The sequence below is a fragment of the Blastococcus sp. CT_GayMR16 genome, assembly GCF_004570875.1.
Lineage (GTDB): Bacteria > Actinomycetota > Actinomycetes > Mycobacteriales > Geodermatophilaceae > Blastococcus_B.
Genome location: NZ_SPQK01000027.1, coordinates 16,957 through 43,441, shown reverse-complemented (window position 1 = coordinate 43,441; position 26,485 = coordinate 16,957). Strand labels below are relative to the sequence as shown.

The following is a 26,485-nucleotide window of genomic DNA, read 5'->3' as shown; positions in this document are numbered from 1 at the left end:
GGCTCCACAACAGCTGGGTCCGCCGCCGCGCCGCGGCGGCGAGCGCGGCGAGGTCGGGCCGGGCTGTCTCCGTCGCACGGACGTCGGTGGCCACCGCGTCGGCCAGCGCACGCTCCGCGGCCAGCACCTCGACGGCGTGGGTGGCGGCGTCCCGGCGCCCGCTCCGGCGGCCCGAGAAGCGCTCGGAGAGCCAGGTGCCCAGTGCGACGATCGGACTGAGCAGCGCGAAGAACAGGAACGTGGGCGTGTGCAGCAACCACGCCATGAGCACTCCGCCGACCGCCGGAAGCGCCACTGCCACCCAGGCCAGGCGGCGGCGCGGCGGGGCAGCCGGTGGGCGCGGGAACGGGATCTCGATCTCCGGGGCGGGACTGCTCATGCGCGGGGTGGGGCGCAGCCGCATCCGGCCCGCCGGGCCGGGTTCGAGCGCCGCGGCGGCGCCGCCGGGGCCGGTGACGGTCACCGAGCTCGCGCCCAGACGCAGGATCGCTCCGGTGGCCCAGTTCCGCGGCTGCTCGTCGAGTTCGTCGTCGTCGAGGCGGCTGCCGTTGGTGGACCCGAGATCGGCGACGGTGATCGACCCGCCGCCCACCTGGACCACCACGTGTCGCCGGGACACGTCGGGGTCGTCGAGACGCACGTTCACGTCGCTGCCACGGCCCACCACGTGCCGGCCCTGGCCGAGCGGGACGGCCCGCCCCGCGTCCGGACCGCCGACGACGCGCAGCTCCAGAGCGCTCGACCGAGCCCGCCGGTCGGCCCCCGGTACGGGGCCGTCGACTCCGAGGACCACCCCGTGTGCCAGTTGGGGGGCGCTCAGCGGGAGGTCGTCGGGCAGGCGGGTCGACGCGGACCACAGCCCCGCCGGCGGACGCCCGAGCGCTGCCCCGAGCGAGGGCAGGACGTCGCACAGCCGGTCGCGGTCTGCCGCGCTCACCTCGACGTCGACGCTCCGTGCGCCGGTGGACAGCGTCCAGGTCCGCCGGGCGTGCGGCGACGCCGTGTCGGGCGGCGACGCATCGGTCACCTGGGGGTGGGTCACCGGGGCATCGTGGCTGGCGAGGCCGGGGGCCGGAGGGCACGAGCCGCGAACCTGTGGACAACCGGGAGCCTGTGGACAACTCCGGGACGACCCGGGCGGGGCGTCCTAGCGTTCGCCGCGACCGGGAGGGACCCGGATCGGAGGAGGACCCGTGAAGGTCGATATCGCAACCCTGCAGATGATGGCCGGGCAGTGCCGCAGCGAGGCTGCCGACACAGCAGCCCGGCACGCCAGCCTGTCCAGCGGCATCAACACCTCGGTGCTCGACGGCTGGACCGACAGCCAGGCCGCGGTGCAGTTCACCGAGCTCTACGAGCAGTGGCGGCTCTCGGCGCAGGGTGTCAGTGACGCGCTGACCGGCATGGGCACGCTGCTCACGAGCGTGGCGAGCTCGTACCAGCAGCACGAGGCGGACATGGCGGCGCGCATCGGCTCGATGATCTGACCCGGGGAGCCGCCCCGCGGACCGCGGGGCGGCTCGCGGGGAGGGCCGGCGTCGTCGCTCGGACGCCTCGGGAAGCGTCCGCGCGGGCCGTCCGTAAGATCAACGCCCGTCCAGACGGGTCACCGCCGCTTCGTCGTGGGCGGTCGGCCCCGCGGTTGGGGGCGGGCTGCTCAGGTACGTCGGTGAGCCGTCTTCTGCGCCGAGGTCGGGAGCGAGCACATGCAGTTCGGTCGGTACTACGAGGAGTTCGAGGTCGGGGCCGTCTACAAGCACTGGCCCGGCAAGACCGTCACCGAGTACGACGACCACCTGTTCTGCCTGCTCACGATGAACCACCACCCGCTGCACCTGGATGTGAACTACGCAGAGAAGACCACCGACTTCGGCAAGAACGTGGTGGTGGGCAACTACATCTACTCGCTGCTGCTCGGCATGAGCGTCCCCGATGTGTCGGGCAAGGCGATCGCCAACCTCGAGGTCGAGTCGCTGCGGCACGTCGCGCCGACCTTCCACGGCGACACGATCTATGGCGAGACCACCGTCCTCGACAAGACCGAGTCGAAGTCCAAGGACGACCGCGGAGTGGTCTACGTCGAGACCATCGGCTACAACCAGGACGGCACGATCGTCTGCATCTTCCGCCGGAAGGTGATGGTGCCCAAGCGCTCCTACGGCGACGCCCGGGGCGGCGAGCAGCCGGGCCGTCCGGAACCCACGCGTCGCTGAGCCGCGGCCCGGCGGGCATGTCCGGCGACGGTCAGCCGGGAAGGACGCCCCAGCCGCGCAGGGTCTCGACGAGCCCCGGCGTGCAGGGGAGCCCCTGGAGCGTCGCGGCGTCGGCGAACAGGCTGGCGGCGGCGTCGTCACCCGGGACCGGGCTCTGCCCTGCGCCGGTGAGCGTGCAGGCGAAGTCGACGACGTCGAACACGACGCGGTCGCCGGGGATCGTCACGCGTCCGACCGGTCGCCGGGGCACCACCTCCAGGCCGGTCTCCTCGCGCACTTCCCGCACCACGGCCTCCTCCGGCGACTCTCCGGGCTCGATCCGCCCTCCGGGCAGCGACCAGAGGCCCCGGTGCGGGTCGTGGCCCCGCTGGATGAGCAGCAGGCGGCCGGCGGCGTCGTGCACCACCGCTCCGACGCACCGCACGACGACCGGCGGCGCGGTGTCCTCACCGGCGTCCTCAGCACGGTGGTCCGCGCCGGGGGGAGGCATGCGCGACACGCTACGGATCCCACGCCTTCAGCCACGCCGCGCCTCCGAAAAGCACGCGCCCCGGGGCGTCCCGCTTGACGATTTCGTGCGGTCACAGGACGGTGTCACCCGATGAGCGTGTCGCCGGTCTGCCCCCGTTGCGGCGAGCAACTGGTGGTGCGGCCGGGCGCGACGGCGCAGGCGTGGTGCCACCTGCACGGCGCGGTCACGCCGCTGCATCACACGGTCCTGGTCGCCCACGACGCCCTGTCCGCGGTGACCGCGGACGCCCGGGTCCCGGCGTGGGTGCCCGACCCCATGCCGGCCGGCTGGTCGGTGACCGGCCTGGCCTGGGGCGGAGAGCCCGGCGCCCGGGCGATCGTCGTCGACTGCGCCGGCCCCGCGCCGCTGGGCGGCTCGGCGGAACTCGTGCTGGTCGCCGAGGAACCGGGCACGGGCGTGGGCTGCGGGTACGCCGGACTCCCCGGCCTCGACCCCGGCGACGTCATCGACGGCCCGTCCTCGGTCGACGTCAAGGCGGCCGGCCAGCACGCGCCGCTGTGGGCCATCCCGACCTCCGACGACCGGGCGGCGTTCGTCGGCGAGGCCTACGGGGTGTGGCTCTGGCTCGTCATGTGGCCGATGAATGCCGCCTGGCTGCTGGCGGAGCAACTGGAGCTGATCGACCTGCGGGACCGCATCTATCCCGACCTGCCGCTGGGCCCACCCAGCGAGCACCTGCTGCCGGGGTCCTAACCGGAACCCGACGGGCTCTCTCGTGCTCGGCGCGTCGCCGATGAGGCGGCTGGGACCTGTGTTACCCATGGGACGAAGCCGTCCGCCCCACCGGGTGGACCCTGTACTCGCAGGCTCGAATCATCGGAGCCTGCCCCGCTCGAGCGCACCTGTGGAGGTGGCGGTGAACCTCAAGAAGGTCGTCACCTGGTTGGTCGTCGCATTCGTCGTCTTCTACGTCATCCAGGCGCCGGAGCAGTCGGCCCAGATCGTCAAGAACGCCGGCGAGGCCCTCGGAGACGCTGCGTCGTCCCTGGCGAACTTCGTCGGCTCGCTCGTCTGACCCGTCGTGTCGGTCCTCGAGCCGGCCGGGCTGCCCACCCGCGCCCGCAAGGACGTGGAGAAGTACCTGCTCCCGGAGGAGCGGGCCGTCGTCGCCACCCGCCGGCACTGGGCGGTGCTCATCGAGCCGACCCTCAAGTTCCTGCCCGTCTTCCTGATCGGCGGCTGGCTGCTCCTGCTCGACCCCGACAACCGGGTCAGCAGTTCGGCCGGACTGATCGTCCTGGTCGGGGCGCTCGTCTACTACGGGCTGCGGGTGGGCGAGTGGTGGATGCGCCACTTCATCGTCAGCACGCGGCGGGTGCTGCTCACCTCGGGCGTCATCGTCCGGACGGTCACCTTGCTGCCACTGCGCCGGATCACCGACCTCACCTGGAAGGAGACCCTGCTGGGGCAGGTGCTGGGCTACGGCACGTTCCGGTTCGAGTCGGCGGGCCAGCAGCAGGCACTCTCGGAGATCACGTTCCTGCCAGGAGCCGACGACCTCTACCGCCGGGTGAGCGGCCTGCTGTTCAGCACCGACTGGGGCGGGTCCGCCTCGACCGGGGACGACGAGGGCAACCTCGATCCGCCGCCGCCGCGCGCACGCCGCGGCGGACCGGGCGTCGAACGTCGCGACACCGAACCGATCCCCGGGCTGCCGCCCCCACAGGCGTGAGCCCCGCCACCCGCCCGGTCCGGACGGGTGGCGGGACGCCCGGTGGGGCAGTCTGAGCGGTGATGCGGATCGACCTGCACACCCACTCCTCGGTCTCCGACGGCACCGAGAGCCCCGCCGACCTGCTCGCCACCGCGCAGGCCGCGGGTCTGGACGTCGTCGCCCTGACCGACCACGACACGACCGCGGGCTGGTCGATCGCCGAGGCCGTCCGGCCGCGCGGGCTCACGGTCGTGCCGGGGATGGAGATGTCCTGCCGCTGGTACTCCGACAGCGACTATCCGATCAGCGTGCACCTGCTGGCCTACCTCTTCGATCCCACGCATCCGGCGTTCGCCGCCGAGCGGGCCCGGCTGCGCGACGAGCGGCTCGAGCGCGCGGAGCGGATCGTCCTGCGGCTGGAGGCCGAGGGCTATCCCATCCGCTGGGACTCGATCGTCGAGCGCGTGGACGGCGGTGTCGTGGGGCGCCCGCACATCGCGCGGGCCCTGGTCGAGGCCGGGGTGGTCGACTCCGTGGACCATGCGTTCGCCACCCTCCTGCACCCGCGCAGCCCTTACTACGTCACCAAGATCGACACCGACGTCCGCGAGGGCATCGGCCTGGTCCGGGCCGCGGGCGGTGTGCCGGTGTTCGCTCACGGGCTGGCCACCAAGCGCGGGCGCACGGTCGGAGACGACGCGATCGCCGCCATGACCGACGCCGGGCTGCTCGGCCTCGAGGTCGACCACCCGGACCACTCCGCCGAGCAGCGCGAGCACCTGCGCGACCTGGCGGGGAGGCTGGGGTTGATCACCACCGGCTCCAGCGACTACCACGGCACCAACAAGACGACGTCGATCGGCGTCTGCACCACCGACCCGGAGCAGTACGAGGCTCTGCTGTCGGCCGGCACGGGCAGCGTGCCGTTCGGCGACTGACCGAGAACTGTCGGACGTCGTCGTTACGGTGACCGGTATGGACGGCGGGACAGGCACGGCGAGCGCCCAGCTGGAGATGCCGGGCATGCCGCGGCGGCTCTTCTCCGCGACGCCGAGCAAGCTCGCCGCGTTCTCCGACTGCCCGCGGCGCTACCGGTTCGCCTACGTCGACCGGCCGTCCCCGCCCAAGGGGCCGCCATGGGCCCACAACACGGTGGGATCCGCGGTCCACGCCGCCCTGCGCTCCTGGTGGGACCTCCCGGTGGAGCGCCGCACGACCGGCGCCGCCCGTCAGCTGCTCTACGCCGGGTGGTCGCAGAACGGCTTCCGCGACGCCGAGCAGTCCGAACGGTGGCGCGCCCGCGCGGCAGGCTGGCTCACCGACTACGTCGCCACCCTCGACCCCACCGACGAGCCGGTCGGGAACGAGCGGACGGTCGGCGCCACCACCGAGCGGCTGGCCCTGTCGGGCCGGATCGACCGGATCGACCAGCGCGGCGACGAACTGGTGATCGTCGACTACAAGACCGGTCGCGTGCCCTCCACCGACGACGAGGCCCGCGGATCACCGGCGCTCGCGGCGTACGTGCTCGGCGTCCGGCGCACGCTGCGCCGTCCGTGCTCGCGCGTGGAACTGCACCACCTGCCCAGCGGCACCGTCGCCTCCTTCGAGCACACCGACCGGTCGCTGGCCAACCACGTGCGCCGGGCCGAGGACATCGCCACCGACATCACCGCGGCCACCGAGAGGGCGGCCGCGGGCGCAGACCCCGACGACGCCTTCCCGGCGATCCCGGGCAGGCAGTGCGGCTGGTGCGACTTCCGTCCCAGCTGCCCGACCGGCCAGGCCGCCACCCCCGCGCGGGAGACCTGGAGCTTCCTCGCCGAGGACGACGACGCGCGGGGCTGACGTTCAGGCGGCCTGTGTCGGAGCCACGCGCTCGTAGCCGGCCCAGACGATCGGCGAGCGACGCGCGCGCTGGGGAAGCCGCAGCATCGTCTGCCGGAACGCCTTCAGCGCGCCCGTTGCCGCGGTGTCGGTCAGGCCGAGCCCGGGGAGCGAGACCATCCGGCGCGCCCACGGCGGCAGCAGGGCCACCGCCAGCGTCGCGAGCCCGCCCCACGCCGGCTGCGCGGGCGTCAGGTAGCGCACCCAGGTCGGCATCGGCGGCAGCAGGATGAGCCGGTAGGCGTCCCGCGCGGCGGGCGTCACCGCCAGCGCGGGCTGCACCGTCTCGAAGTAGGTCGCGAGCGCGGCGACGGAGTCCGGCACGTCCTCGGCCGCGACCCCGATCAGCGCCGCCGACGACACCTGCTCGGCCACGTACCGATCGGCCTCTTCGTCGGTCAGCGGCAGACCGCCCCGGCGGGCGACCGACAGCAGCGAGTCGACCTCGCAGCAGTGCACCCAGAGCAGCAGGTCGGGATCGTCGACACGGTACGTCCGGCCCGTCGTCTCCTCCTTCGCGCCCAGCCGGCGGTGGATGCCGCGCACCCGGGCCACGGCCTGCGCGGCCTCGGTGCGCGTGCCGAAGGTCAGCGTGTCGACGTAGGTGGCGGTGCGGATCAGCCGTGGCCACGGCTCGTCCCGGAAGCCCCCGGAGAACCGGGCCACGCCGTCCATCGCGACCGGGTGCAGCGCCTGCAGCAGCAGGGCGCGCAGGCCGCCGACGGAGAACGTGGGGTCGGAGTGGATCCGCCAGGTGACGCTGTCCGGGCCGAAGAAGCCGAGCCGGTCTTCCTCGGGCGTCCAGTCCGACGTCATGAGCGGGCCGAGGCGCCGGCCCAGAAGTCGAGCAGCACCTCCAGCGTCCGGGACGGGTTCTCGACGGCGGGGGAGTGGATCGAGTTGTTGATGACCTCGTGCCGGGCCCCGAGCCGCTCCGCCATGTCGGCCTGCACGTGCGGCAGCCAGGCGTCGTCCGCCTCGCCGTGCGCCACCAGCACCGGCACGCCCGTCGCCGCGAGCTCGGCCACCCGGTCCGGCTCGGTCAGCATCGCCTCGGCCATGCCACGCAGCCCCGCCTCGGAGTTGGCCAGGAAGCGGCGGGTGTAGAACTCGCGGGTCGGCGCGGGCACCGCCTGGGCCTTGGGGTCGGTCATCGCCACCTGCTCGAGTGTCTCGTGCACCAGGTGGACGCCACCGGCGTCCAGGAGCGGGCCGAGATGGTCGAGCAGGTCCGCCCGGCGGCCGGTGAGGTGGGCGGGTCCGGAGCCCAGCAGGGTGAACGAGGTGAACCAGCCGGGTTCGGCGAGCACCGACGCACGCGTGACCAGGCCCCCGAAGCTGTGGCCGAGCAGGTGCAGCGGATCGCCGGTCTCCTCGCGCAGCACGCGGGCCACCTCGAGGACGTCGGCCCCGAGCTCGGTGACCGAGTAGGCGGCGGGGTCGTCGGGGCCCGGGGACTCGTACTGCCCGCGCTGGTCGATGGCGACCACCCGGTACCCGGCCTCGGCCAGCGGCGCCAACAGGGGAGCGAAGTCCTCCTTGCTGCCCGTGTACCCGGCCACCATGAGCACCGTGCCGCGGACGGCCTCCCCGCCGGTGTCCAGGCCGATCAGCGGGCCGGCGCGACCGGAAAAGGTGCGGTGCTCGGCGTCGTGGTCGGCGAGCTGCCGCAGGTCGTCGGGCGCGATCGCGAGGGGAACGGTGTAGTCGGGGCCACCGGGCAGGACCATGGGCCCCAGTGAACCTCGCTCCGGCCGGTCGCGCCGTGGCGGGGTGCGGAACCCGGTGCTGGGTCTAGTGCGTGAGCTCGAGCCCGAGGACACAGCCGACGATGCCGGCGAGCAACAGCACCCGCAGGGCCGACACCGGCTCCTGTCCTGCCCACATGGCGTAGCCGGTGGTCAGGACGGCGCCGATGCCCACCCAGACGGCATAGGCCGTGCCGATCGGCAGGCCGAGCATGGCGTAGGCGAGACCGGCCATGCTGGCGGCGAGGCTCACCGCGAAGACGATGGTCGGCGCCACGCGGGTGAAGCCCTCCGAACGGCTCAGGGCAGTCGCCCAGACAGCTTCGAGGACGCCGGAGAGGATGAGGACGAGCCAGTACACGGTGGTCTCCTGGAACGCCGTCTTGTCGCTGTCCGGGTACGGCGCACTCGTCCGCGAGTCCTGTCTCAGACCCATTCCTACGGTCGCACATCCGGTGCCGGCCAGGTGGTGACAACGGCCACCAGCCCTCATGCGCGCGGCCGGGGTCAGCGGTAGCCGAGCACCCGGTCGGGAAGCCGGAGGACGACGACCGGTCCGATCGACGTCGCCACGCCGTCCTCCGGCAGGTCCGCCGCCTCGGAGCGGCCGAGTGCGGCCCCCGTCGTCGGATCGCGCTGCACGAACGCACCGTCCTCCGGCACCAGCAACGCGGCCGGGCCGCGGGTGTCCTTGTCGATGCCCGGGGCAGCGGGCAGGCCGAGCGCGGGGAGGTCCCAGAGCGTTGCGCCGGTGGCATCCAGCCCGAGCAGTCGGCCGTCCACCCGGACGAGCGTGACCGTGCCGGCCGGCCCGACCTGCACGTCGGCTCCCTCGGGCACCGGCAGCCGGGCGAGGACGGTGCCGTCCGCGGGGGTGAGCGCCTGCACCTCGCCGTCCACGAGCAGTGTCGGCAGAGCATCGGCCCCGAGCAGCCGGATCTCGCCGCCCTCGGGCAGCGCGACGTCGCGGCTCCAGTGGGCCTCGCCGCTGAAGCCGTCGAACAGGCGTACCTGCGCCAGCGTGGCTCCGGCGCAGCGCTGCAGGACGGCGATCCCCGCGCTGCCCGCCGCCGTTCCCAGGAAGCGGCACCCGGCCGGCGCGGCGTACCGCCAGCGGATGTTGTCGCCGGTCGGGTCGATCGTGACGATCCCCGTGGGGTTGCTCGCCAGGACGATGCGGTCGGTCGAGGTCAGCGTGGCGTCGTCGGCGAAGCGGACGCTGCGGGTCCAGGCGCGCACACCGGTGCCGGCGTTCAGTGCGACGGCCTCGTCACAGCGGTCGGCGGTGGCGAACACCGCCACGGCGAGGCCGTTGGTGGCGGTCAGTCCGCACAATCGCGCGTTGCTGCGCGTGTAGTGCCACGCCTCCTCGCCGGTGAGCGGGTCGAGGGCGCGGACCCCGTGCGCCGAGCCGACCAGGACCCGGCCGCTCTGGACGACGGTCCCGGTCGGCAGCTCGCCGTCGGCGGACCAGGTCTCGGAGACGGCACCGGCCGGCGTCCCCGAGGGGACGTCGGCCGGTGGTGCGGTCGTGCTCTCCGTCGCCGCCGCGTCCGAGCCCCGCCAGAGCAGGACCGCGACGAGGAGCAGGACGACGGTGGCCGCAGCCCAGACGAGCACCCGCAAGGGTGGGCTGGTGAGGTGATGGAACGGCCCGCCTTCAGGGTCCCGCCCCGAGCGAAGCGAGGGGTGGGGGGAAGGCGGGTCCTTCATCAGGCGGCGGACTCGGAGCCGCCACCGCGGTTGGCGCCCCCGCGACGACGACGGCGGCGCGGCTTGGCAGCCCCACCCTCCGCAGAACCCTCGGACGGCGCGTCGCCGGTGGACGCAGCCGGGGAGGTCTCGCCGTCGGCGGACGGCGTCCCGGTGCCCCGGGTGCGGCGGCGCGGACGGCTCTTGCCGCCGGCCTCGGAGTCGCTGGAGCGCTCGCCGGTCCGGCCGCCGGACGGGCCACGCGAGTCGCCGCGTCCGCCGGAGTCGCGGCCACCGGAGTCGCGGCCACCGGAGTCGCGGCCACCGGAGTCGCGGCCACCGGAGTCGCGGCCGCCGGAGTCGCGGCCGCCGGACTGCGTCGGGCGGTTGCGCTTGCCGGTCTCGCCCAGGTCCTCGAGCGTCTCGGCGTCCAGACCCTCGCGGGTCCGCTGCGAACGCGGCAGGCGGCCGGTGGCCGTCGTCGGCACGTCCAGGTCGGTGTAGACCCACGGCGACGTGGAGTAGGTCTCCGGCGGCTCGGCGAAGTCCAGGTCGAGCGCCTTGTTGATCAGCTGCCACCGGGGGATGTCGTCCCAGTCCACCAGCGTGACGGCGACGCCCTCGCTGCCGGCCCGGCCCGTGCGGCCGATCCGGTGCAGGTAGGTCTTCTCGTCCTCGGGGCACTGGTAGTTCACGACGTGGCTGACGCCGGTGACGTCGATGCCACGGGCGGCGACGTCGGTGGCGACGAGGACGTCGACCTTGCCGCTGCGGAAGGCGCGCAGCGCCTGCTCGCGGGCGCCCTGGCCGAGGTCGCCGTGCACGGCGGCCGCGGCGAACCCGCGGTCGACGAGCTCGTCGGCGACCTTCTGCGCGGTGCGCTTGGTGCGGCAGAAGACCATCACCAGGCCGCGGTCCCGCGACTGCAGCACGCGGGACAGCAGCTCGGGCTTGTCCAGGTTGTGCGCCCGGTAGATGAACTGCGTCGTCTGCGGGACGGTCGAGCCCTCGTCGTTGCCGTGGGCCCGGATGTGCGTCGGCTGGGTCATGAACGACCGCGACAGGGTCACGATCGGGCCGGGCATCGTCGCCGAGAACAGCATGGTCTGACGCTTGTCGGGGACCATCGCGAGGATCCGCTCGATGTCGGGCAGGAAGCCCAGGTCGAGCATCTCGTCGGCCTCGTCGAGGACGAGGACCTTGACCTTGCCCAGGATCAGGTCGCCCCGCTGAGCCAGGTCGAGCAGTCGGCCCGGGGTGCCGACGACGATCTCGACACCGTTCTGCAGCGACTGCACCTGCGGCTCGAAGGCCCGGCCGCCGTAGATGGCCTGCACGCGGATGCCGCGCTTGACGCCGGCGGTCGCGAGGTCGCGGGAGACCTGGACGCACAGCTCACGGGTGGGGACGACGACCAGCGCCTGCGGGACGCCGTCGCCACCCTCCGCCGGGGGCACGACCCGCTGCAGCATCGGGACGCCGAAGCCGAGGGTCTTGCCGGTGCCGGTGCGGGCCTGACCGATGAGGTCGTGGCCGGCGAGGGCGAGCGGGAGCGTGAGCTCCTGGATGGCGAACGTGCGGGTGATCCCGGCGTCGGTCAGTGCCGCGACGATGTCGGGGTGCACGTCGAAGTCGCTGAACAGCGGGCTGTCGGGCGCGACGGGGGCGCCGCCGAGCTCCTCGACCTGCGACTCGAGCTCCTCGGGAGCGGGGGCGCCGGTCTCCGCGTGCTCGAGCGCGACGGCTTCGGTCGCGGGAGCTTCGTCGGTGGACGTGGGGAAGTTCTCGTTGGAGGTCAGTGCTCTCGCCTCTGGTCTGCTGGGGGACCGGGTCCGGCGGCGGGGATCCGCTGCGGCGGACCTGTCCCGGTCGGTTGTCGCGGGATCAGTTCCAGCGCCAACGCAGCCAGCAGAACCGGGCGTCAGGAACATCGGCCCGGGAGACAGCCCCAGCGGGGCGTCGTCCAGCGGTCGTCAGCGCACAGATACACAGCGAGCCTGACGGCTCGCCGATTCCCATCCTAGCGCGGCCACCGGTTAGCCTCTGCGCGCCGCGCTCCCGGGTGACCTACGCCACCCCGTCCACTCGGCGCCCGCCCCACCGATTCCCTGGAGATGCCTGTGCCCCCGGTCGACAGTCCTGCGGTCGTCGACCTGCTGGCGGTGCTGGCGTACGCGGAGCTGACCGCCTTCGACCGGCTCGCCGAGGATGCCCGGCTGGCCCCGACGCTCGGGGGTCGGGCCGCTCTGGCGCGCATGGCGGCCGCGGAGATCACCCACCACGGCCGGCTGACCGACCGGCTGACCGAGCTCGGCGTCGATCCGCAGCAGGCGATGGCCCCGTTCGTCTCCGCCCTCGACTCGTTCCACGAGGGCACCAAGCCGAGCAACTGGCTGGAAGGACTCGTCAAGGCCTACGTCGGTGACGGACTGGCCTCGGACTTCTACCGCGAGATCGCCGGGTTCCTGCCCGAGCCCGACCGCGCGCTGGTCCTCGAGGTGCTCGCCGACACCGGCCACGCGGACTTCGCCGTCCGCGAGGTCCGGGCCGCCATCAAGGCGGACCGCCGGGTGCCGGGACGGCTGTCCCTGTGGGGACGGCGCCTCGTGGGGGAGGCGATGACCCAGTCGCAGGCGGTCATCGCCGAGCACGACGGGCTGGCCGAGCTGATCATCAGCGGCACCGGCGACCTCGGCGGCGTCGCCCGCCTGATCAAGCGGATCACCGACGCGCACACGAAGCGGATGAAGGCGCTCGGGCTGAACCCCTAACATCGTCGGCCTCCAGGCCGACACCGCGGCCAGGTGCCCTCCGCCCTTGCGCCGAGCGTGACAGGGCCCCCCGGCGGGAGGCCTCCGGCCCCCACACCGGAGGGCCCGGTGGAGCTGGTTTCTGTGTCAGGCGCCGGCGATGAAGCCCACGCGGCGCTGGTCGGGCTGCGCGATCTCGACGTAGGCGATCCGGTCGACAGGGACGACGACGCGACGACCCCGCTCGTCGACCAGGGTCAGCAGGCCGTCCTTGGTGCCGCCGGCCATGGCTGCCGACACATCGGCTGCGATCTCTTCAGGGGTCTTGGGACTGTCGATGACCAGCTCCCTGGGGGAGTGCTGAACACCGATCTTGACTTCCACGTAAGCGATGCCTCCTCGGTTCGCGCGACTGACCCCAACGCTAGTCCAGGCCTCGCGGCCGGGACCCGTCGAACGGGTGCGCCGTCAGCGAACGAGGGTCAGTGCGACGTGTGGTCGCCGTCGACGCGGGGGAAGCCGGAGATGCCGCGCCAGGCCAGCGCCGACATCAGGGACACCGCCTCGTCCCGGGACACGGTGCCCTTGCGCGGCAGCCACCACCGGGCGCTGGTCTCGGCCAGCCCGGTCAGCCCGGAGGCGAGCAGCAGCGCCCGCTCGGGGTCGGCCCCGGTGTCGGCGGCGATCACCCCGGCGATCGCCTCGACGCAGACGCGCGTGCCGCGGTCGACGATGGCGCGGACGTCGTCGTCGTTGCGCAGGTCGGACTCGAAGACCAGGCGGAAGGCCTCGCCCTCGGCGTCGATGAAGTCGAAGTAGGCACCGACGGCGCCGTCCACGCGCTCGCGGTTGTCGTCGGTCTTGCCCATGGCCTCGGCGACGCGGGCGGCCAGTTCGGAGACGTGCTCCTCGAGCAGCGCCAGGTACAGCTCCCGCTTGCCCGGGAAATGCTGGTAGAGGACCGGCTTGCTCACCCCGGCGCGGTCGGCGATGTCGTCCATCGCGGCGGCGTGGAAGCCCTGGGCGACGAAGACGTCCTGTGCAGCACGCAGCAGCTGCAGCCGGCGCGCACCCCTCGGCAGGCGGGAGGTGCGCCGGCTGTTCACGGCGGCGGGACGTGGCGGCTGCATGACGGAAGGGATGTTACCGGCGGGTTCCCCAACCGCACGTCGTCCGGTCGGGGATTACCTTCGAATGGATGTCCGAAGTTCTCGCAGCGCAGGCCGCCGCCTCCACCACGCCGTTGCCGCCGCTGAAGTCCGTGCTCCCGCCGTGGCCGGGAGAGCAGATCGCCGTACGCGGCGGTGAGGTGTTCGTCCGCGCGACCCCGTGGACGGGGCAGGTCGACGGCACCGCGGGCCCGCGGGAGCGCGCTCTGTACGTGCACGGACTGGGTGGGGCATCGACGAACTGGACCGACCTCGCCGCGCTGCTGGCCGTTCGGTTCGACGGCTGGGCGGTCGACCTGCCCGGCTTCGGCCGCTCGCAGCCGCCGCCGCGCGGGCGCTACTCGATCCGAGGGCACGTGCACGCCGTCATCGACGTCCTGGAGCACGTCCGGCGGCAGCCGGGGGACGGCGAAGGCCGGCCGGTGCACCTCCTGGGCAACTCCCTCGGCGGGCTGGTGAGCCTGCTGGTGGCGAGCCGCCGTCCGGACCTGGTCGCGTCGTTGACCCTGATCTCGCCGGCCATGCCCGTCTACCGGGTTCCGCCGGCCTTCAACCGGGCGCTGCTGCTGCTCCTGGTTCCGGGAATCCCCTCCCTGGCCGCCCGCCGCATCGGTGCCATCACTCCGGAGCAAAGCGTCCGGGCCATGGTCCGGATGTGCTTCGGCGAGCCGTCCCGGGTCCCGCCGGAGCGACTGGAGCAGGCGGTCCAGGAGATGCGCGAGCGGTCCGAGCAGCCGTGGGCCGACCGCGCGCTCACCCGCAGCATGCGTGGGCTGATCACGTCCTACCTGCGGGTCGGCGCGGCCAACGCCTGGCGGGCGGCGCGAGTGATCAGCCGGCCGACGCTGGTGATCTGGGGCGGCAAGGACCGGCTGGTCGACCCGGCCCTCGCGCCGCGGCTCGCCGATGTCGTCCCGGATTCCCGCCTGCTCGTGCTCGACGGCGTGGGACACGTGGCGATGCTCGAGGCGCCGGAGCCGACCGCCCGGGCGGTGCTGGGCATGGTCGAGGCCATGGACGAGGCAACGTGCCGGGAACCCCAGGCTGCAGTCGACACGCCACGGAGCGTGAGACGCTGACCCGCTGACGCCCGTGCACGAACGAGGACCAGGAGTGCGGCCAGTGGGAGGACGCCCGGCGGATGGTCGCCGTGCAGACCCCAGGCCCGGCAGTCCGCGACCGGCACGCCCCGGTCCGCTCGTCGCCCGCCCCGCGCTCCCGGCGCCCCCGCGCGAGCGCGGGGCGAACCGCAGCCGCCCGGGGCGGGTACGCCGCTTCGTCCTCCGGTACGGCTGGCGCGCATACGCCGTCCCGCTGCTGACGATCGCCACGATCGCCGTCCTCGTGGACCTCGCGCTCAGCTCACCCGGCACCCAGACCGCCGGCGCCGCCGCGCCGACCGCGGCCACCTCCGTACCCGTGCCGACGGTCGAGAGCGTGCCGACCGCCCCGGCCCAGGGCGACGTCGGGCCGAGCCAGGCCCCCCAGGTGGTGGGCGAGGAGACCTACGTCGAGGTCGGGGAGGGCTCACTGTCCGTGGTCGACGGCTCGTCCCAGGTCTACGGCAGTGGCCCGGTGCAGCGCTTCATCGTGGAGGTGGAGGACGGCATCGACGTCGACGGCTCCGCGTTCGCCGCCGCCGTGGAGTCGACCCTCGGAGACCCGCGCTCCTGGGGCAACGAGGGCCGGATGTCCTTCCAGCGGGTCGGGGCCACCGAGGCCGCCGCCGGGCAGTTCGACTTCAAGGTGAGCCTGGTCAGCCCCGGCAACATGGAGACCTACTGCCCGGGCGTCGGCACTGGCGGATACACGTCCTGCCGCTACGGCGACCGCGCCACCATCAACCTCGCCCGCTGGGCCACGGCCGTGCCGGACTACCAGGGCGACATCGCGACCTACCGCCTCTACGTGATCAACCACGAGGTCGGGCACGTGCTCGGCAACGGCCACGAGCCGTGCCCGGGAACCGGGGAGATCGCCCCGGTCATGCAGCAGCAGACCCTCGGCCTCGACGGCTGCGTGAAGAATGCGTGGCCCTATCCTTGAGGTCGCGCTCCGCGCTCCCGATCGCGGCCAGGTGCCGTCCCCACCTGCGCTGAGCCCGTTCTGCGGTTCTCTAGGGAGGCCTTCGGCCTCCGCTCGTGAACCGCACCTCGCAGGGCGGCCCACGTGGCCTCGGCGGGAGGACCCTCCGGGCCCTCACACCTCGGCCACACCGGGTCGAGTCGGGAATCCGTGCGGGTGGGACGCTGTTACTCGCGTGAACGACGGCTCCGCGTGGGCCGTAGTCGGATCCAAGAGGAGCAACCCGTGTCCCTGCCACCCCTGGTGGAGCCCGCCGCCGACCTCTCGATCGAGGAGGTCCGCCGCTACAGCCGCCACCTGATCATCCCCGACGTCGGCATGGACGGGCAGAAGCGGCTCAAGAACGCCAAGGTGCTCGCCGTGGGCGCCGGTGGGCTCGGCTCGCCCGTCCTCATGTACCTCGCCGCGGCCGGCGTCGGCACGCTGGGCATCGTCGAGTTCGACACCGTCGACGAGTCGAACCTGCAGCGCCAGATCATCCACGGGCAGTCCGACGTCGGCCGGTCCAAGGCCGAGAGCGCGCGCGACTCCATCAAGGAGATCAACCCGCTGATCGACGTCCGGCTGCACGAGACGCGGCTCGACAGCGAGAACGTGCTGGAGATCTTCGCCGACTACGACCTGATCGTCGACGGCACCGACAACTTCGCCACGCGCTACCTGGTCAACGACGCGTGCGTGCTGCTGGACAAGCCCTACGTCTGGGGCTCGATCTACCGCTTCGACGGCCAGGTCTCGGTCTTCTGGAACGAGCACGGCCCGAACTACCGCGACCTCTACCCGGTGCCCCCGCCGCCCGGCATGGTCCCGAGCTGCGCCGAGGGCGGCGTGCTCGGCGTCCTCTGCGCGACCATCGGCGCGATCCAGGCCACCGAGGCGGTCAAGCTGATCACCGGCATCGGTGACACGCTGCTCGGTCGGCTCATGGTCTACGACGCCCTCGAGATGACCTTCCGCACGATCAAGGTGCGCAAGGACCCCGAGGGTGAGCCGATCACCGAACTCATCGACTACGACGCCTTCTGCGGCGTCGTGTCGGTCGAGGCCCAGGAGGCCGCCGCGGGCTCGACGATCACCGTCGACGAGCTGAAGGACATGATGGACGCCGGCAAGGACTTCGAGCTGATCGACGTCCGTGAGCCCAACGAGTACGAGATCGTGTCGATCCCCGGCGCCAAGCTCATCCCCAAGGACGAGCTGCTCTCCGGCCGGGCGCTGGCGCAGCTGCCGCAGGACCGTCCGATCGTGCTGCACTGCAAGACCGGCGTCCGCTCGGCCGAGGTGCTGGCCGCGGTCAAGCAGGCCGGCTTCAAGGACGCCGTGCACGTCCAGGGCGGCGTGACGGCGTGGGCCACCCGCATCGACAAGGCGCTCCCGACCTACTGACACGACCGACGGCCAGGTCGCTCCCTCGGGGGCGACCTGGCCGTCGTCGTCAACGGCCGCCGGCGGCTCAGCCCGGTCGGGCTGAGGCCTTGGCCTCGATGACCCGGATCGTGTGGGGGTATCCCACCTTCTCGTGGCCGACCACCTCGACCACGGCCGACAGCATGACGAGCGCGATCACCGCCACCAGGGCGGTGGTGTCCCCCGGCGACCCATGGAAGCCGACGGGGTCGTCGGGACCTGCCGCGAGGCCGACCGCGAGCGCCGCAGCCAAGGGCACCAGCGACAGCAGGAACAGCGGCACGTGCGTCAGGTCGTAGGAGTGCATCAGCACGCTCCACGTCGCGAAGATCGTCACGATGACTGCGCCCACGGGCACGACGAGGGCGAGGGAGACCGTCAGCAGCGACAGGTCCGCCTCCTCCACGGCGGCCGCGGCGACCTCGAGCCCTGCTCCTACCGCGACGATGGCGCCGAAGATCGGCAGGTGGGCATACCGCCAGGCGACGGTGCGACCAGGCCACTCCTCCAGGATCGCTCGCGAGGGGATCAGGAAGTAGGCCCACCACAGCGCCGCGGCGAGCAGAAGCCCGGACGCGGCGATCACCGCGGCCGCGACCGACCAGCCCTGCGCGCCGGTGAGAGTGGCGACCGCTCCCGTCGTCGCAGCGACGACCTCGCCCAGGCAGATGAGGGTGAGCAGGGCGAAGCGCTCTGCGATGTGCCCCGCGTTCCACGGCACCGGCCCGAGTCGCCGCTCCGCCACGACCGGGGCCACCATCTCCGCCAGCGCCAGTGCCACCAGCGCGCCGACGGTGACTCCCACCGGCAGGTGCACCACCGTGGTCAACACCCAACCGACTTGCGCGATCGCGATGATGATCGCGTACGCGACAGCGGTTCGCCGATGAGCCGGGTCCTCCTGCGCAGCGCGGAGCCACAGCCCGATGAGCGGGACCCGCATGATCACGTAGCCGACGACCATCAAGGCATTGTTGGGACTGTGTCCCTCTGCGGCGGCGTCGAAGCTCACTGGCAGCCCCAGCGCCAGGATGACGACGCCGATCATCTGCACGATGGTCGCGATCCGGAACAGGGCGTCGTCGTTGCCATAGGCGGAGGCGAACCAGGTGAAGTTCATCCACGCCCAGCTCACCGCCCAGATCGCGAAGGCAAAGGCGCCGATCGCCGGGCCCACCTCGCCGTCTATGACGTGGTGGGCGAGCTGCGCCGCCGCGGCTCCGAAGGCGACCACGTAGGTCAGGTCGTAGAACAGCTCGAGCGGGGTCGCCGACCGGCCCCGCTCGTCAGGATCCCGCCCCCTCATCGGTCGGAGGCGGTGCCGGAGGTCGTCGCGCAGTTGGGACTTGACTGCGTCGGTGTCCGTCACGGATGCACCTCTCCGGGTCCGGCGGGGCTGCCCCGCTGCTCGACGACCGTCATCTCAGGGCCTGCCGGCGCCGTTCGGCAAGAGGACCGGCGACGAGGGAGGCGGGCCGGGCCCTCGCCCTGTTCACTGACGGGCATGGCCGACTTCTCACCCGTGGAGCTGCTCGAACTCTTCCAGCGGGCCCAGGCGCAGTTCACCGACCGGGTGGACGCCGTGGCTCCGGACCAGTGGGACGACGAGTCGCTCCCCGGCTGGACCGTCGCCGACCTCGTCGCGCACCTGGTGGACGAGGCCCTGTGGGTGCCGCCGCTGCTCGCCGGGGAGCCCTTCGACCTGATCGACGGCCGCTTCCCCGAGGACACCGACGACCTGCTCGGCGACGACCCGTTCACCGGCTGGGAGACCGCCGCCGACGGTGCGCTGTCGGCCTTCGCCGAGGACGACGCACTGATGCGCACCGTGCACCTGGAGCGCGGGCCGACGCCGGCCACCGAGTACATCTTCGAGATGACCGCAGACCTGGTCGTCCACTCCTACGACCTCGCGTCGGCGACCGACGGCGACACCGAGCTGGACGGCGAACTCGTCACCGCGGGTCTCGTCTTCGCCGAACGGCTCCCGGCGGACGGCGTCCCCGGGCTGTTCGACCCGCCGCTGGAGGTCTCCGCCTCGGCCCCGCCCCTGGTGCGGCTGCTGGCGCGCTACGGCCGCCGTCCCTGACCACTCCCGGCACCTGTACGACGATGTGAGCGTGAGCGATCCGGTTCTCGACGTCGACGAGGCGGTGTTCGACGTCGTCGAGCGCATCCCGGCCGGCCGGGTGAGCACGTACGGCGCGATCGGCCGGCTGATCGGCGTCGGGCCCCGCCGGGTGGCGCGGGCGCTGTCCGCCGGGGGCGGGGCAGTGCCCTGGTACCGCGTGGTGCGCGCCGACGGCTCCGCCGCAGAACCGGTGCGCGTGCGGCAGCTCGAGCTGCTGGCCGCCGAGGGCGTGCCGGTGCGCAACGGCCGGGTGGATGTTTCCGCGGTGGGGTGGCCCGACTGAGGCGTGTTGCCGGGGTGTGACCGTCTACCCCGTGCGGACCAGTTCGTCGCATCGCCTTCAGCCGGCCCCGGATTCTGCCGACCACAAGGGCATGAACAGCTTGGCGTGCAGTGCAGTCGCCGAAGCAGGTCTCTGCGCCGCGACGGCGTCGCTCGACGACGAGAGGGCGCAGTCCCTGCTCTTCGTCGCCGGGTGGCTGACGACGGCGGCGGACCTGATGCTTGAGGCCGAGCTGCGGGAGGCCGCGCTCGCCCTCAGCTGACGCCGACCTGAGGCGTGCCTCCCATCTGTCCCAGGCGTCCCGGAACTGTCCCTGGTCCGTGATTCCATCGACAGGTGGCACAGCGGGGGAGTGAGGCCGGGCCGGTCTACCGGCTCGTGCAGTCGGGCTCGGTCGCCGCCTCTCCGCCGCTGCTCGACCCGACCCAGCAGGCCGTCGTCGATCATCCGAGCGGCCCGTTGCTGGTTCTCGCCGGACCGGGCACGGGAAAGACGACGACGATCGTCGAGGCGGTCGCGGCGCGGATCCAGGCCGGCATCGATCCCGAGCAGATCCTCGTCCTGACCTTCAGCCGCAAGGCCGCGGCCGAGCTGCGGGGCCGCATCACCGGTCGCGTGGCGAGGACCATCCGCGAGCCGCTGGCCCGCACGTTCCACTCCTACGCCTACGGCGTCCTCCGCCGGGCTGCGCTGCTGCGCGGTGACGCCCCGCCGCGCCTGCTCACCTCCGCGGAACAGGACGCCGTGGTAGCGGAGCTCCTGCGTGGCGACGCGGAGGAGGAGGGCGCCGTCCGCTGGCCGGCCGGGCTGGCGCCGGCACTCGGGACGGCGGGCTTCCGCACCGAACTGCGCGAGCTGCTCCTGCGGGCGACCGAGCGCGGTGTCGGCTCGGCGCAGCTCGCCGCGTGGGGCCGGGAGTCCGGCCGCGACCACTGGGTGCACGCCGCCGCCTTCCAGGAGCAGTACGAGGCGGTCACGGCCTTCTCCACCGCGGGCCGCGGTGACGCCTCCGGCTACGACCCCGCCGAGCTGGTGCGTCAGGCGATCGCCGAGCTCGACAGCGACCCGGAGCTGCTGCGCCAGGAACGCGAGCGTGCGCGCTGGCTCTTCGTCGACGAGTACCAGGACACCGACCCCGCCCAGGTGGAGCTGCTGGAACTGCTCGCCGGAGGGGGCGGGAACCTGGTCGCCGTGGGCGATCCCGACCAGGCGATCTACGCCTTCCGCGGTGCCGAGCCCCGGGGCATCGTCGAGTTCCCCGAACGCTTCCGGCACACCGACAACCGGCCGGCCCAGCGCGTGTCGTTGGGCGTCTGCCGCCGGTCCGGCGCGGAGCTGCTGCGGATCAGCCGGAAGGTCGCCGAGGGCCTGCCGGGCCCCTGGGAGCACCGCCGCCTGTCCCCGGTCGACGACGCCGATCCGGGCGCCGCCGAGGTGCACGTCTTCGGTTCCGCGGCGGTGGAGGCGGCCTATCTCGCCGACGTCCTCCGCCGGGCGCACCTGCTCGACCGCCTGCCCTGGTCGCAGATGGCCGTCGTCGTCCGCACGGCCGGCGCGCTCGGTCCCCTGCGCCGCGCACTGTCGTCGGCCGGCGTCCCGGTGGCGGTCTCCGCCGACGACCTGCCGCTGGCCGGTCAGCCGGCCGTGGCGCCGCTGCTGAGCGCCCTCACGGCACTGCTGCCGTCGTCCGCCGCCGGCCCCGAGGCCGACGGCGCCGCGGTCGGGCTCGACGAGCCCGCGGCGGAGGCCCTGCTCGCCTCGCCGCTCGGGGGAGCCACCGTCCTCGACCTGCGCCGGCTCCGCCGGGCAGTCCGCGTCTCCTTCGCGACCCGGGGCATCGACCCGGCCGAGCGGGGCGCGCCGCTGGCCGCCGTCCTGACCGACGAGGCGCTCCTGGAGTCCCTGCCCGAGCACGTGTCCCGCCCCGCGCGCCGGGTGGCCGGCGTGCTCGACGCCGGGCGGATGGCGCTGGCGAAAGACGGGACGGCGGAGGACGTGCTGTGGGCCATGTGGCAGCGCAGCGGTCTGGCTCAGCGCTGGGCGCGGGCCAGCGCCGCGGGCGGCCCGTCCGGGGCGGTCGCCGACCGTGACCTGGACGCCGTCGTCTCGCTCTTCGACGCCGCGGCCGGCTTCGTCGACCGGCTGCCGTCCGCCGATGTGCGGGCCTTCGTCGCCCACCTGTCCGCCCAGGAGCTGCCCGGGGACAGCGGTGCGGCCCGGGCGGTCGCGGGGGAGACGGTCCGGCTGCTGACGGCGCACGCGTCGAAGGGCCTGGAGTGGGACCTGGTCTGCGTCGCCGGGGTGCAGGAGGGCGTGTGGCCCGACCTGCGCGAGCGCACCTCTCTGCTCGGCACCGAGGAACTGGTCGAGCGGGTCACCGGTATCGACGGCACGAGCGTCGACCGGCGGACCCTCGCCCTCGCGGAGGAGCGGCGCCTGTTCTACGTCGCCTGCACCCGTGCCCGGCGCCGGCTCGTCGTCACGGCCGTGGAGGGCGCCCTGGACGGCGCCGACGCGGGCGCGACGGCGTCCCGCTTCCTCGACCTCGTGTCCCCGCCGCCGGAGGACGGGCGGCCGCTCACCGAGCTGCCCCGGTCCCTCACGCTCCCGGCCCTCGTGGCCGACCTGCGGCGTGCCCTGACCGACCCGCAGACCCCGCCGGACCGGCGGTCCGCGGCCGCCTCGGTGCTGCGCCGGCTGGCCGACGAGGGGGTCTCCGGGGCGGCGCCGTCCAGCTGGTGGGGCCTGGCCCCCCTCTCCGACGACGCCCCGCTCGTCCCGGAGGAGGACCCGGTACGCGTGCGCCCGTCGGGCATCGAGACGTTCCAGCGCTGCCCGTTGAGGTGGGTGCTGAGCGCCGTCGGGGCCGAGGCGTCGCCGGACACGACGCGCACGGTCGGTACGGCCGTGCACGCCGTCGCCCAGCAGGTCGCCGAGGGACTGCCGCCGGCCGACGCCTCCGCGGTGCTCGCCGCGGAGCTCGACCAGCTCGACCTCGGGCCCGGCTGGTCGGACCAGCGTCAGCGTCAGTCGGCGCAGGACATGCTGGCGCGGTTCCTCGCGTGGCACACCGCTGCCGGCCGGGAACTCGTCGGCGTCGAGATCGAGTTCGACGCGACCGTCGGCCGGGCGCTCATCCGGGGCAAGGTCGACCGGCTGGAGCGCGATGCCGACGGTCGGCTGGTGGTCGTCGACCTCAAGACCGGGAAGACGCCGGCCAGGAACACCGAGGAGCACGGGCAGCTGGCCGCCTACCAGGTGGCCGTGGCCGCGGGCGGGTTCGGGGATCACGGCAGCACCCCGGGCGGCGCGGCGCTTCTCCAGGTCGGCACCGGGGCCAAGGCCAAGGAGCAGCACCAGGAGCCCCTGCCCGCAGACGTCCCGCTCGCGGAGACCTGGGCGGGGGAGCTCCTCGCCGAGGTCGGGGAAGGAATGGGCGCGGCCTCCTTCGAGGTGCGCACCGGCACGCACTGTCAGCGGTGCCCCGCCCGCCGCAGCTGCCCGCTGCAGGAGCCGGGCCGGCAGGTGACCGGATGAGCCGGCGCGATCGGCCCCGTTCCGGGTTCCCTCGCGAGCTTGCGAGCGGAGGGGAGAACGGGGTCCTTCAACAGCTCTCCTTCGACGATCTCTTCGGCGATGCCCCCGCCGAGCCGGTGGTCCCGGTCCGGCTGCTCGACCCCGCCGAGGTGGCCGCCCGGTGCGGGCTGTCCTACGCCCCCTCCCCGGAGCAGGCCCGGGTGGTCTCCGCGCCACCGGACCGGCCGCTCGTGGTCGTCGCCGGCGCCGGCTCGGGCAAGACCGAGACGATGGCCGCGCGGGTGTCCTGGCTCGTGGCCAACCGGCTGGTGGACCCCGAGGCCATCCTCGGCCTCACGTTCACGCGCAAGGCCGCCAGCGAGCTCAACGAGCGCGTGCGGCTGCGCCTGGGTGCGCTCGCCCGTCACCCCGACACCGACGACGACCTCCGCCGCCGGCTCGACATCGCCCAGCCCACGGTCTCGACCTACCACGGGTACGCGGCGGCGCTGGTCGCCGAGCACGGCCTGCGGATCGGCGTCGAGCCCGGCGCCGGGGTGCTCGGCCCGGCGATGTGCTGGGGACAGGCCGCCACGGTCGTGACGTCCTGGACGGGCGACATGAGCGACGTGCCGCTGACCCTGCTCACCACCGTCGAGGACGTGCTGGCGCTGGCCGCCGAGCTCGGCGAGCACGACATCAGTCCGGCCGCTCTGCGCGCCTGGACCGCCCAGCTGGAGGCGCAGATCGCCGGGTATGCGGACGCCCCGAAGAAACGGGGCCCGTATGCGGCCGTCACCGAGATGCTCACCCGCCAGCGGTCCCGGGTGGCGCTGCTGCCGCTGGTCGAGGCCTTCGAGGCGCGCAAGCGGGCCGCCGGGGCGATCGACTACGCCGACCAGGTCGCCTACGCGGCGCGGATCGCGGTCGCCTCCGCCGAGGTCGGCCGCCGCGAGCGGGCTCGGTGGCAGGTCGTCCTGCTGGACGAGTACCAGGACACCAGCGTCGGCCAGCTCCGCATGCTCGAAGCCCTGTTCGGCCGCGACACCGGACACCCGGTGCTCGCCGTCGGCGACCCGCGCCAGTCGATCTACGGATGGCGGGGCGCGTCGGCCGGCACCATCGAGCGGTTCGCCCGCACCTTCCCGGGCCTGCCCGAGCGGCCTGCCCAGCGGCTCACCCTGGCCACCAGCTGGCGCAACGACGACGCCGTCCTGGCCGTCGCCAACGCGGTGTCGGGGATGCTGCCGGCGCCCGACCAGCCGCTGCCCGACCTCGCGCCGGCGCCCACGGCCGCGAAGGGCGCGGTGAGCGTGGGCCTCTACGGCACGGTGGCCGAGGAGACCGAGGCGCTGGCGGATCGCCTCGCGGAGTGCTGGAACCACCGCCCCGACGGCCGCCCGCCGACCGTCGCGGTGCTGGTCCGCGCACGGAAGCAGCTGGCGGGCATCGCCGCGGCGCTCCGCGAGCGCGGCCTGCCGGTGGAGGTCGTGGGGCTCGGCGGCCTGCTCGAGGTGCCCGAGGTCTCCGACGTGGTCGCCACGCTGACCGTGCTCGTCGACCCCACCGCCGGGGACGCGCTCGGTCGGCTGGTCACCGGCGCCCGCTGGCGGATCGGGCCGCGGGACCTCGCGGCCCTGGAGAAGCGCGCCTCGACCCTCGTGCGCACGCGCCGCCCAGCCCGTCCCGACGACTCCGATGGCGCACCGGCGACCGAGCGGCCCAGCGAGCGCGGCAGCATCGTCGAGGCGCTCGACGACCTCGGCGGGCCGGACGCCTACTCGGCCGCGGGCTACCGGCGGCTCCGCCGGCTCGGCGCGGAGCTCGGCCACCTGCGCACCCGCCTGAGCGAGTCGCTGCCCGACCTGGTCGACGAGGTGGCCCGCACCCTGGGCCTGGAGACCGAGCTGGCCAGCGCCCCGGGTGCCAGTCCGGCGGGGGCCCGGGCGCACCTGGATGCGCTGCACGGGGTCGCCGCGGAGTTCACCGAGCTGGCCGAGCTGCCGTCGCTGCCCGCCTTCCTCGGCTATCTGCGCGACGCCGAGGAGCGCGAGCGGGGACTCGAGCCCGGCGAGGTGGCGGTGAACCCGGAGGCGGTGCAGCTGCTGACCGGGCACTCGAGCAAGGGGCTCGAGTGGGACGTCGTCGCCGTCCCGGGGATGACCAAGGACCAGTTCCCGGCCAAGGCCGACACCAGCGACTCGTGGATCAAGGACCCGGGGGCCGTACCCGCCGAGCTGCGGCTGACCGACCGCGAGGAGCTGCCCCGGCTGCACCTGCCGGTGCCCGGCTCCGGTGACCAGGCCGTGGTGAAGCAGGCGCTGGAGGACTACGTCCAGGAGTGGAAGGACTTCGGGTTGGCCGAGGAAATCCGCCTCGGCTACGTCGCCGTCACCCGTGCCCGGCACGTCCTGATCTGCTCGGGCAGCTGGTGGCGGGACGGGAAGACGGTGTGCGGCCCCTCGTCACTGCTGGCCACCGTCCGGGCCGCCTGCGAGGACGGCGCGGGGGAGATCGTGCACTGGGCCGAGGCGCCGGCCGACGACGCGACCAACCCCGCACTGGAGGAGTGGCCGGTCGGGCAGTGGCCCGCCGATCCGCTGACCTCCGGACGGCGCCGCGCGCTGAGCGCCGCCGCCGACCTGGTCACCGCGGCCGCGCCCCACCCGCTCGACCCCTCGCTCGTCCTTGACGGGGGCGATCCGCAGCTCGAGCAGTGGGTGCGGGACACCGACCTGCTGCTGCGGGAGCGGGCCCGGCACGCCAGCCCGACCGTCGACGTCCCGCTGCCCTCGCACCTGTCGGTGTCGGCGCTGGTCACCCTGCGCCGCGACCCGGCCGAGCTGGCCCGGCGGCTGCGGCGGCCGATGCCTGCGGCCCCCGCGCCGCAGGCCCGGCGCGGCACCGCCTTCCACGCCTGGCTGGAGGAGCGGTTCGGAGCGGCGAAGCTGGTCGACCTGGACGAGCTGCCGGGCTCCGGCGACGAGTTCGCCGCACCCGACGGCGCCCTGGCCGACCTGCAGGACGCGTTCCTGGCCAGCGAGTGGGCCGACCGGCAGCCCGCCGAGGTCGAGGTGCCGTTCGAGACCCCGCTCGGCCCGCTGACGCTGCGGGGGCGGATCGACGCCGTCTACGCCGACGGGGACGGCCGCTACGAGGTCATCGACTGGAAGACCGGCCCGCCGCCGTTCGGCGCGGAGCTGGCCGCGGCCGCCGTCCAGTTGGCCGCCTACCGGCTCGGCTGGTCGCGGCTGACCGGCGTCCCGGTGGAGCGGGTCAGCGCGGGCTTCCACCACGTCGCGGCGAAGGAGACCCTGCGCCCGGTCGATCTCATGGACGAGGCCGGCCTGCTGAACCTGGTCACCGGCACCGGATGAGCGGCGAGCGCGACCTGGACCGGCCGGCGGGGCCGGACCCG

26 protein-coding genes and 1 riboswitch are annotated in these 26,485 nt (G+C 73.8%); of the genes, 16 read left to right on the top strand and 10 right to left on the bottom strand.

Annotated features, from left to right (window positions below):
• On the bottom strand, window positions 1–1,042 hold a 1,042-nt coding region (locus tag E4P38_RS20930; RefSeq protein ID WP_135133919.1), incomplete at its 3' end, for an FHA domain-containing protein.
• Window positions 1,043–1,193: 151 nt separating this feature from the next.
• Here E4P38_RS20930 and E4P38_RS20925 point away from each other — a divergent pair.
• Window positions 1,194–1,487 carry a WXG100 family type VII secretion target gene (locus tag E4P38_RS20925; RefSeq protein ID WP_135133918.1) on the top strand — a complete coding sequence of 98 codons (294 nt, stop codon included), beginning with the start codon at window positions 1,194–1,196 and terminating at the stop codon, window positions 1,485–1,487.
• A 219-nt stretch (window positions 1,488–1,706) separates the two neighbouring features.
• On the top strand, window positions 1,707–2,213 hold the full coding sequence (locus tag E4P38_RS20920; RefSeq protein ID WP_135133917.1) for a MaoC family dehydratase: 507 nt from the start codon (window positions 1,707–1,709) through the stop codon (window positions 2,211–2,213).
• A gap of 31 nt (window positions 2,214–2,244) precedes the next feature.
• Here E4P38_RS20920 and E4P38_RS20915 read toward each other — a convergent pair whose 3' ends face one another.
• Window positions 2,245–2,703, bottom strand: coding sequence for an NUDIX domain-containing protein (locus E4P38_RS20915; protein WP_135133916.1), 459 nt, complete (start codon window positions 2,701–2,703; stop codon window positions 2,245–2,247).
• 111 nt (window positions 2,704–2,814) lie between these two features.
• Between E4P38_RS20915 and E4P38_RS20910 the strand changes: the two genes are divergently transcribed.
• The 5 genes from E4P38_RS20910 to E4P38_RS20895 all read left to right on the top strand — a co-directional run bounded on the left by E4P38_RS20910 (window position 2,815) and on the right by E4P38_RS20895 (window position 6,247).
• Window positions 2,815–3,438, top strand: a complete 624-nt coding sequence (locus E4P38_RS20910) for a DUF6758 family protein (RefSeq protein WP_135133915.1) — start codon at window positions 2,815–2,817, stop codon at window positions 3,436–3,438.
• 163 nt (window positions 3,439–3,601) lie between these two features.
• The gene (locus tag E4P38_RS23070; protein ID WP_167760653.1) at window positions 3,602–3,760 is read left to right on the top strand and encodes a hypothetical protein; all 159 of its coding nucleotides are present in this window, start codon (window positions 3,602–3,604) and stop codon (window positions 3,758–3,760) included.
• Between the two features lie 6 nt (window positions 3,761–3,766).
• Window positions 3,767–4,417, top strand: coding sequence for a PH domain-containing protein (locus E4P38_RS20905; RefSeq protein ID WP_135133914.1), 651 nt, complete (start codon window positions 3,767–3,769; stop codon window positions 4,415–4,417).
• A gap of 62 nt (window positions 4,418–4,479) precedes the next feature.
• Window positions 4,480–5,337, top strand: a complete 858-nt coding sequence (locus tag E4P38_RS20900) for a PHP domain-containing protein (protein WP_135133913.1) — start codon at window positions 4,480–4,482, stop codon at window positions 5,335–5,337.
• 37 nt (window positions 5,338–5,374) lie between these two features.
• On the top strand, window positions 5,375–6,247 hold the full coding sequence (locus E4P38_RS20895) for a PD-(D/E)XK nuclease family protein (protein ID WP_245161205.1): 873 nt from the start codon (window positions 5,375–5,377) through the stop codon (window positions 6,245–6,247).
• 3 nt (window positions 6,248–6,250) lie between these two features.
• On the opposite strand, the gene E4P38_RS20890 is transcribed toward E4P38_RS20895, so the two are convergent.
• From E4P38_RS20890 to E4P38_RS20870, 5 genes are all read right to left on the bottom strand, one after another.
• Complete coding sequence (locus tag E4P38_RS20890; RefSeq protein WP_135133912.1) at window positions 6,251–7,102, bottom strand: oxygenase MpaB family protein; 852 nt, start codon at window positions 7,100–7,102, stop codon at window positions 6,251–6,253.
• The gene (locus E4P38_RS20885; protein WP_135133911.1) at window positions 7,099–8,016 is read right to left on the bottom strand and encodes an alpha/beta hydrolase; all 918 of its coding nucleotides are present in this window, start codon (window positions 8,014–8,016) and stop codon (window positions 7,099–7,101) included. The genes E4P38_RS20890 and E4P38_RS20885 overlap by 4 nt, the downstream gene beginning before the upstream one ends.
• A 64-nt stretch (window positions 8,017–8,080) precedes the next feature.
• Window positions 8,081–8,395 carry a multidrug efflux SMR transporter gene (locus E4P38_RS20880; protein ID WP_209309235.1) on the bottom strand — a complete coding sequence of 105 codons (315 nt, stop codon included), beginning with the start codon at window positions 8,393–8,395 and terminating at the stop codon, window positions 8,081–8,083.
• Between the two features lie 11 nt (window positions 8,396–8,406).
• Window positions 8,407–8,471, bottom strand: a riboswitch (guanidine-III (ykkC-III) riboswitch).
• Between the two features lie 70 nt (window positions 8,472–8,541).
• Window positions 8,542–9,654, bottom strand: coding sequence for a PQQ-binding-like beta-propeller repeat protein (locus tag E4P38_RS20875; protein ID WP_245161207.1), 1,113 nt, complete (start codon window positions 9,652–9,654; stop codon window positions 8,542–8,544).
• A gap of 92 nt (window positions 9,655–9,746) precedes the next feature.
• Window positions 9,747–11,657: a DEAD/DEAH box helicase gene (locus tag E4P38_RS20870; RefSeq protein WP_245161204.1), complete on the bottom strand. Its 1,911-nt coding sequence runs from the start codon at window positions 11,655–11,657 to the stop codon at window positions 9,747–9,749.
• Window positions 11,658–11,840: 183 nt separating this feature from the next.
• Here E4P38_RS20870 and E4P38_RS20865 point away from each other — a divergent pair, with 183 nt between their 5' ends.
• Window positions 11,841–12,497, top strand: a complete 657-nt coding sequence (locus E4P38_RS20865) for a ferritin-like fold-containing protein (RefSeq protein WP_135133908.1) — start codon at window positions 11,841–11,843, stop codon at window positions 12,495–12,497.
• Between the two features lie 126 nt (window positions 12,498–12,623).
• On the opposite strand, the gene E4P38_RS20860 is transcribed toward E4P38_RS20865, so the two are convergent.
• On the bottom strand, window positions 12,624–12,860 hold the full coding sequence (locus E4P38_RS20860) for a DUF3107 domain-containing protein (RefSeq protein ID WP_135133907.1): 237 nt from the start codon (window positions 12,858–12,860) through the stop codon (window positions 12,624–12,626).
• 98 nt (window positions 12,861–12,958) lie between these two features.
• Window positions 12,959–13,606 carry a TetR/AcrR family transcriptional regulator gene (locus tag E4P38_RS20855; RefSeq protein ID WP_135133906.1) on the bottom strand — a complete coding sequence of 216 codons (648 nt, stop codon included), beginning with the start codon at window positions 13,604–13,606 and terminating at the stop codon, window positions 12,959–12,961.
• 68 nt (window positions 13,607–13,674) lie between these two features.
• Between E4P38_RS20855 and E4P38_RS20850 the strand changes: the two genes are divergently transcribed.
• The 3 genes from E4P38_RS20850 to moeZ all read left to right on the top strand — a co-directional run bounded on the left by E4P38_RS20850 (window position 13,675) and on the right by moeZ (window position 17,116).
• A complete protein-coding gene (locus tag E4P38_RS20850; RefSeq protein ID WP_135133905.1) occupies window positions 13,675–14,724 on the top strand; it encodes an alpha/beta hydrolase in 1,050 nt (349 codons plus the stop codon).
• Window positions 14,725–14,767: 43 nt separating this feature from the next.
• Window positions 14,768–15,691 (top strand): DUF3152 domain-containing protein, encoded by a 924-nt coding sequence (locus E4P38_RS23945; protein WP_280791101.1) that lies wholly within the window; start codon window positions 14,768–14,770, stop codon window positions 15,689–15,691.
• A 264-nt stretch (window positions 15,692–15,955) separates the two neighbouring features.
• Window positions 15,956–17,116, top strand: a complete 1,161-nt coding sequence (gene moeZ, locus E4P38_RS20840; protein WP_135133903.1) for an adenylyltransferase/sulfurtransferase MoeZ — start codon at window positions 15,956–15,958, stop codon at window positions 17,114–17,116.
• Window positions 17,117–17,183: 67 nt separating this feature from the next.
• Here moeZ and E4P38_RS20835 read toward each other — a convergent pair whose 3' ends face one another.
• Complete coding sequence (locus tag E4P38_RS20835; RefSeq protein WP_209309232.1) at window positions 17,184–18,506, bottom strand: low temperature requirement protein A; 1,323 nt, start codon at window positions 18,504–18,506, stop codon at window positions 17,184–17,186.
• Window positions 18,507–18,641: 135 nt separating this feature from the next.
• On the opposite strand from E4P38_RS20835, the gene E4P38_RS20830 reads away from it, so the two are divergent.
• The 5 genes from E4P38_RS20830 to E4P38_RS20815 all read left to right on the top strand — a co-directional run bounded on the left by E4P38_RS20830 (window position 18,642) and on the right by E4P38_RS20815 (window position 26,444).
• Window positions 18,642–19,226: a TIGR03086 family metal-binding protein gene (locus tag E4P38_RS20830; RefSeq protein WP_135133902.1), complete on the top strand. Its 585-nt coding sequence runs from the start codon at window positions 18,642–18,644 to the stop codon at window positions 19,224–19,226.
• 31 nt (window positions 19,227–19,257) lie between these two features.
• A complete protein-coding gene (locus E4P38_RS20825; protein ID WP_245161203.1) occupies window positions 19,258–19,551 on the top strand; it encodes an MGMT family protein in 294 nt (97 codons plus the stop codon).
• A 91-nt stretch (window positions 19,552–19,642) separates the two neighbouring features.
• Window positions 19,643–19,813 (top strand): hypothetical protein, encoded by a 171-nt coding sequence (locus E4P38_RS23065; protein WP_167760652.1) that lies wholly within the window; start codon window positions 19,643–19,645, stop codon window positions 19,811–19,813.
• Between the two features lie 74 nt (window positions 19,814–19,887).
• Window positions 19,888–23,088 carry an ATP-dependent DNA helicase gene (locus tag E4P38_RS20820; protein ID WP_135133900.1) on the top strand — a complete coding sequence of 1,067 codons (3,201 nt, stop codon included), beginning with the start codon at window positions 19,888–19,890 and terminating at the stop codon, window positions 23,086–23,088.
• The gene (locus E4P38_RS20815; protein WP_135133899.1) at window positions 23,085–26,444 is read left to right on the top strand and encodes an ATP-dependent DNA helicase; all 3,360 of its coding nucleotides are present in this window, start codon (window positions 23,085–23,087) and stop codon (window positions 26,442–26,444) included. Before E4P38_RS20820 ends, E4P38_RS20815 begins: the two co-directional genes overlap by 4 nt.
• Window positions 26,445–26,485 lie beyond the last annotated feature (41 nt).

Bases quoted from the DNA above. Each gene is read 5' to 3' on its own strand.
- E4P38_RS20815 (WP_135133899.1), top strand. From the start codon at position 23,085: ATGAGCCGGCGCGATCGGCCCCGTTCCGGGTTCCCTCGCGAGCTTGCG.
- E4P38_RS20885 (WP_135133911.1), bottom strand. From the start codon at position 8,016: ATGGTCCTGCCCGGTGGCCCCGACTACACCGTTCCCCTCGCGATCGCG.
- E4P38_RS20850 (WP_135133905.1), top strand. From the start codon at position 13,675: ATGTCCGAAGTTCTCGCAGCGCAGGCCGCCGCCTCCACCACGCCGTTG.
- E4P38_RS20920 (WP_135133917.1), top strand. From the start codon at position 1,707: ATGCAGTTCGGTCGGTACTACGAGGAGTTCGAGGTCGGGGCCGTCTAC.
- E4P38_RS20855 (WP_135133906.1), bottom strand. From the start codon at position 13,606: ATGCAGCCGCCACGTCCCGCCGCCGTGAACAGCCGGCGCACCTCCCGC.
- E4P38_RS20870 (WP_245161204.1), bottom strand. From the start codon at position 11,657: ATGTTCCTGACGCCCGGTTCTGCTGGCTGCGTTGGCGCTGGAACTGAT.
- E4P38_RS20865 (WP_135133908.1), top strand. From the start codon at position 11,841: ATGCCTGTGCCCCCGGTCGACAGTCCTGCGGTCGTCGACCTGCTGGCG.
- E4P38_RS20910 (WP_135133915.1), top strand. From the start codon at position 2,815: ATGAGCGTGTCGCCGGTCTGCCCCCGTTGCGGCGAGCAACTGGTGGTG.
- E4P38_RS20890 (WP_135133912.1), bottom strand. From the start codon at position 7,102: ATGACGTCGGACTGGACGCCCGAGGAAGACCGGCTCGGCTTCTTCGGC.
- E4P38_RS20915 (WP_135133916.1), bottom strand. From the start codon at position 2,703: ATGCCTCCCCCCGGCGCGGACCACCGTGCTGAGGACGCCGGTGAGGAC.
- E4P38_RS20900 (WP_135133913.1), top strand. From the start codon at position 4,480: ATGCGGATCGACCTGCACACCCACTCCTCGGTCTCCGACGGCACCGAG.
- E4P38_RS20830 (WP_135133902.1), top strand. From the start codon at position 18,642: ATGGCCGACTTCTCACCCGTGGAGCTGCTCGAACTCTTCCAGCGGGCC.
- E4P38_RS23065 (WP_167760652.1), top strand. From the start codon at position 19,643: ATGAACAGCTTGGCGTGCAGTGCAGTCGCCGAAGCAGGTCTCTGCGCC.
- E4P38_RS20895 (WP_245161205.1), top strand. From the start codon at position 5,375: ATGGACGGCGGGACAGGCACGGCGAGCGCCCAGCTGGAGATGCCGGGC.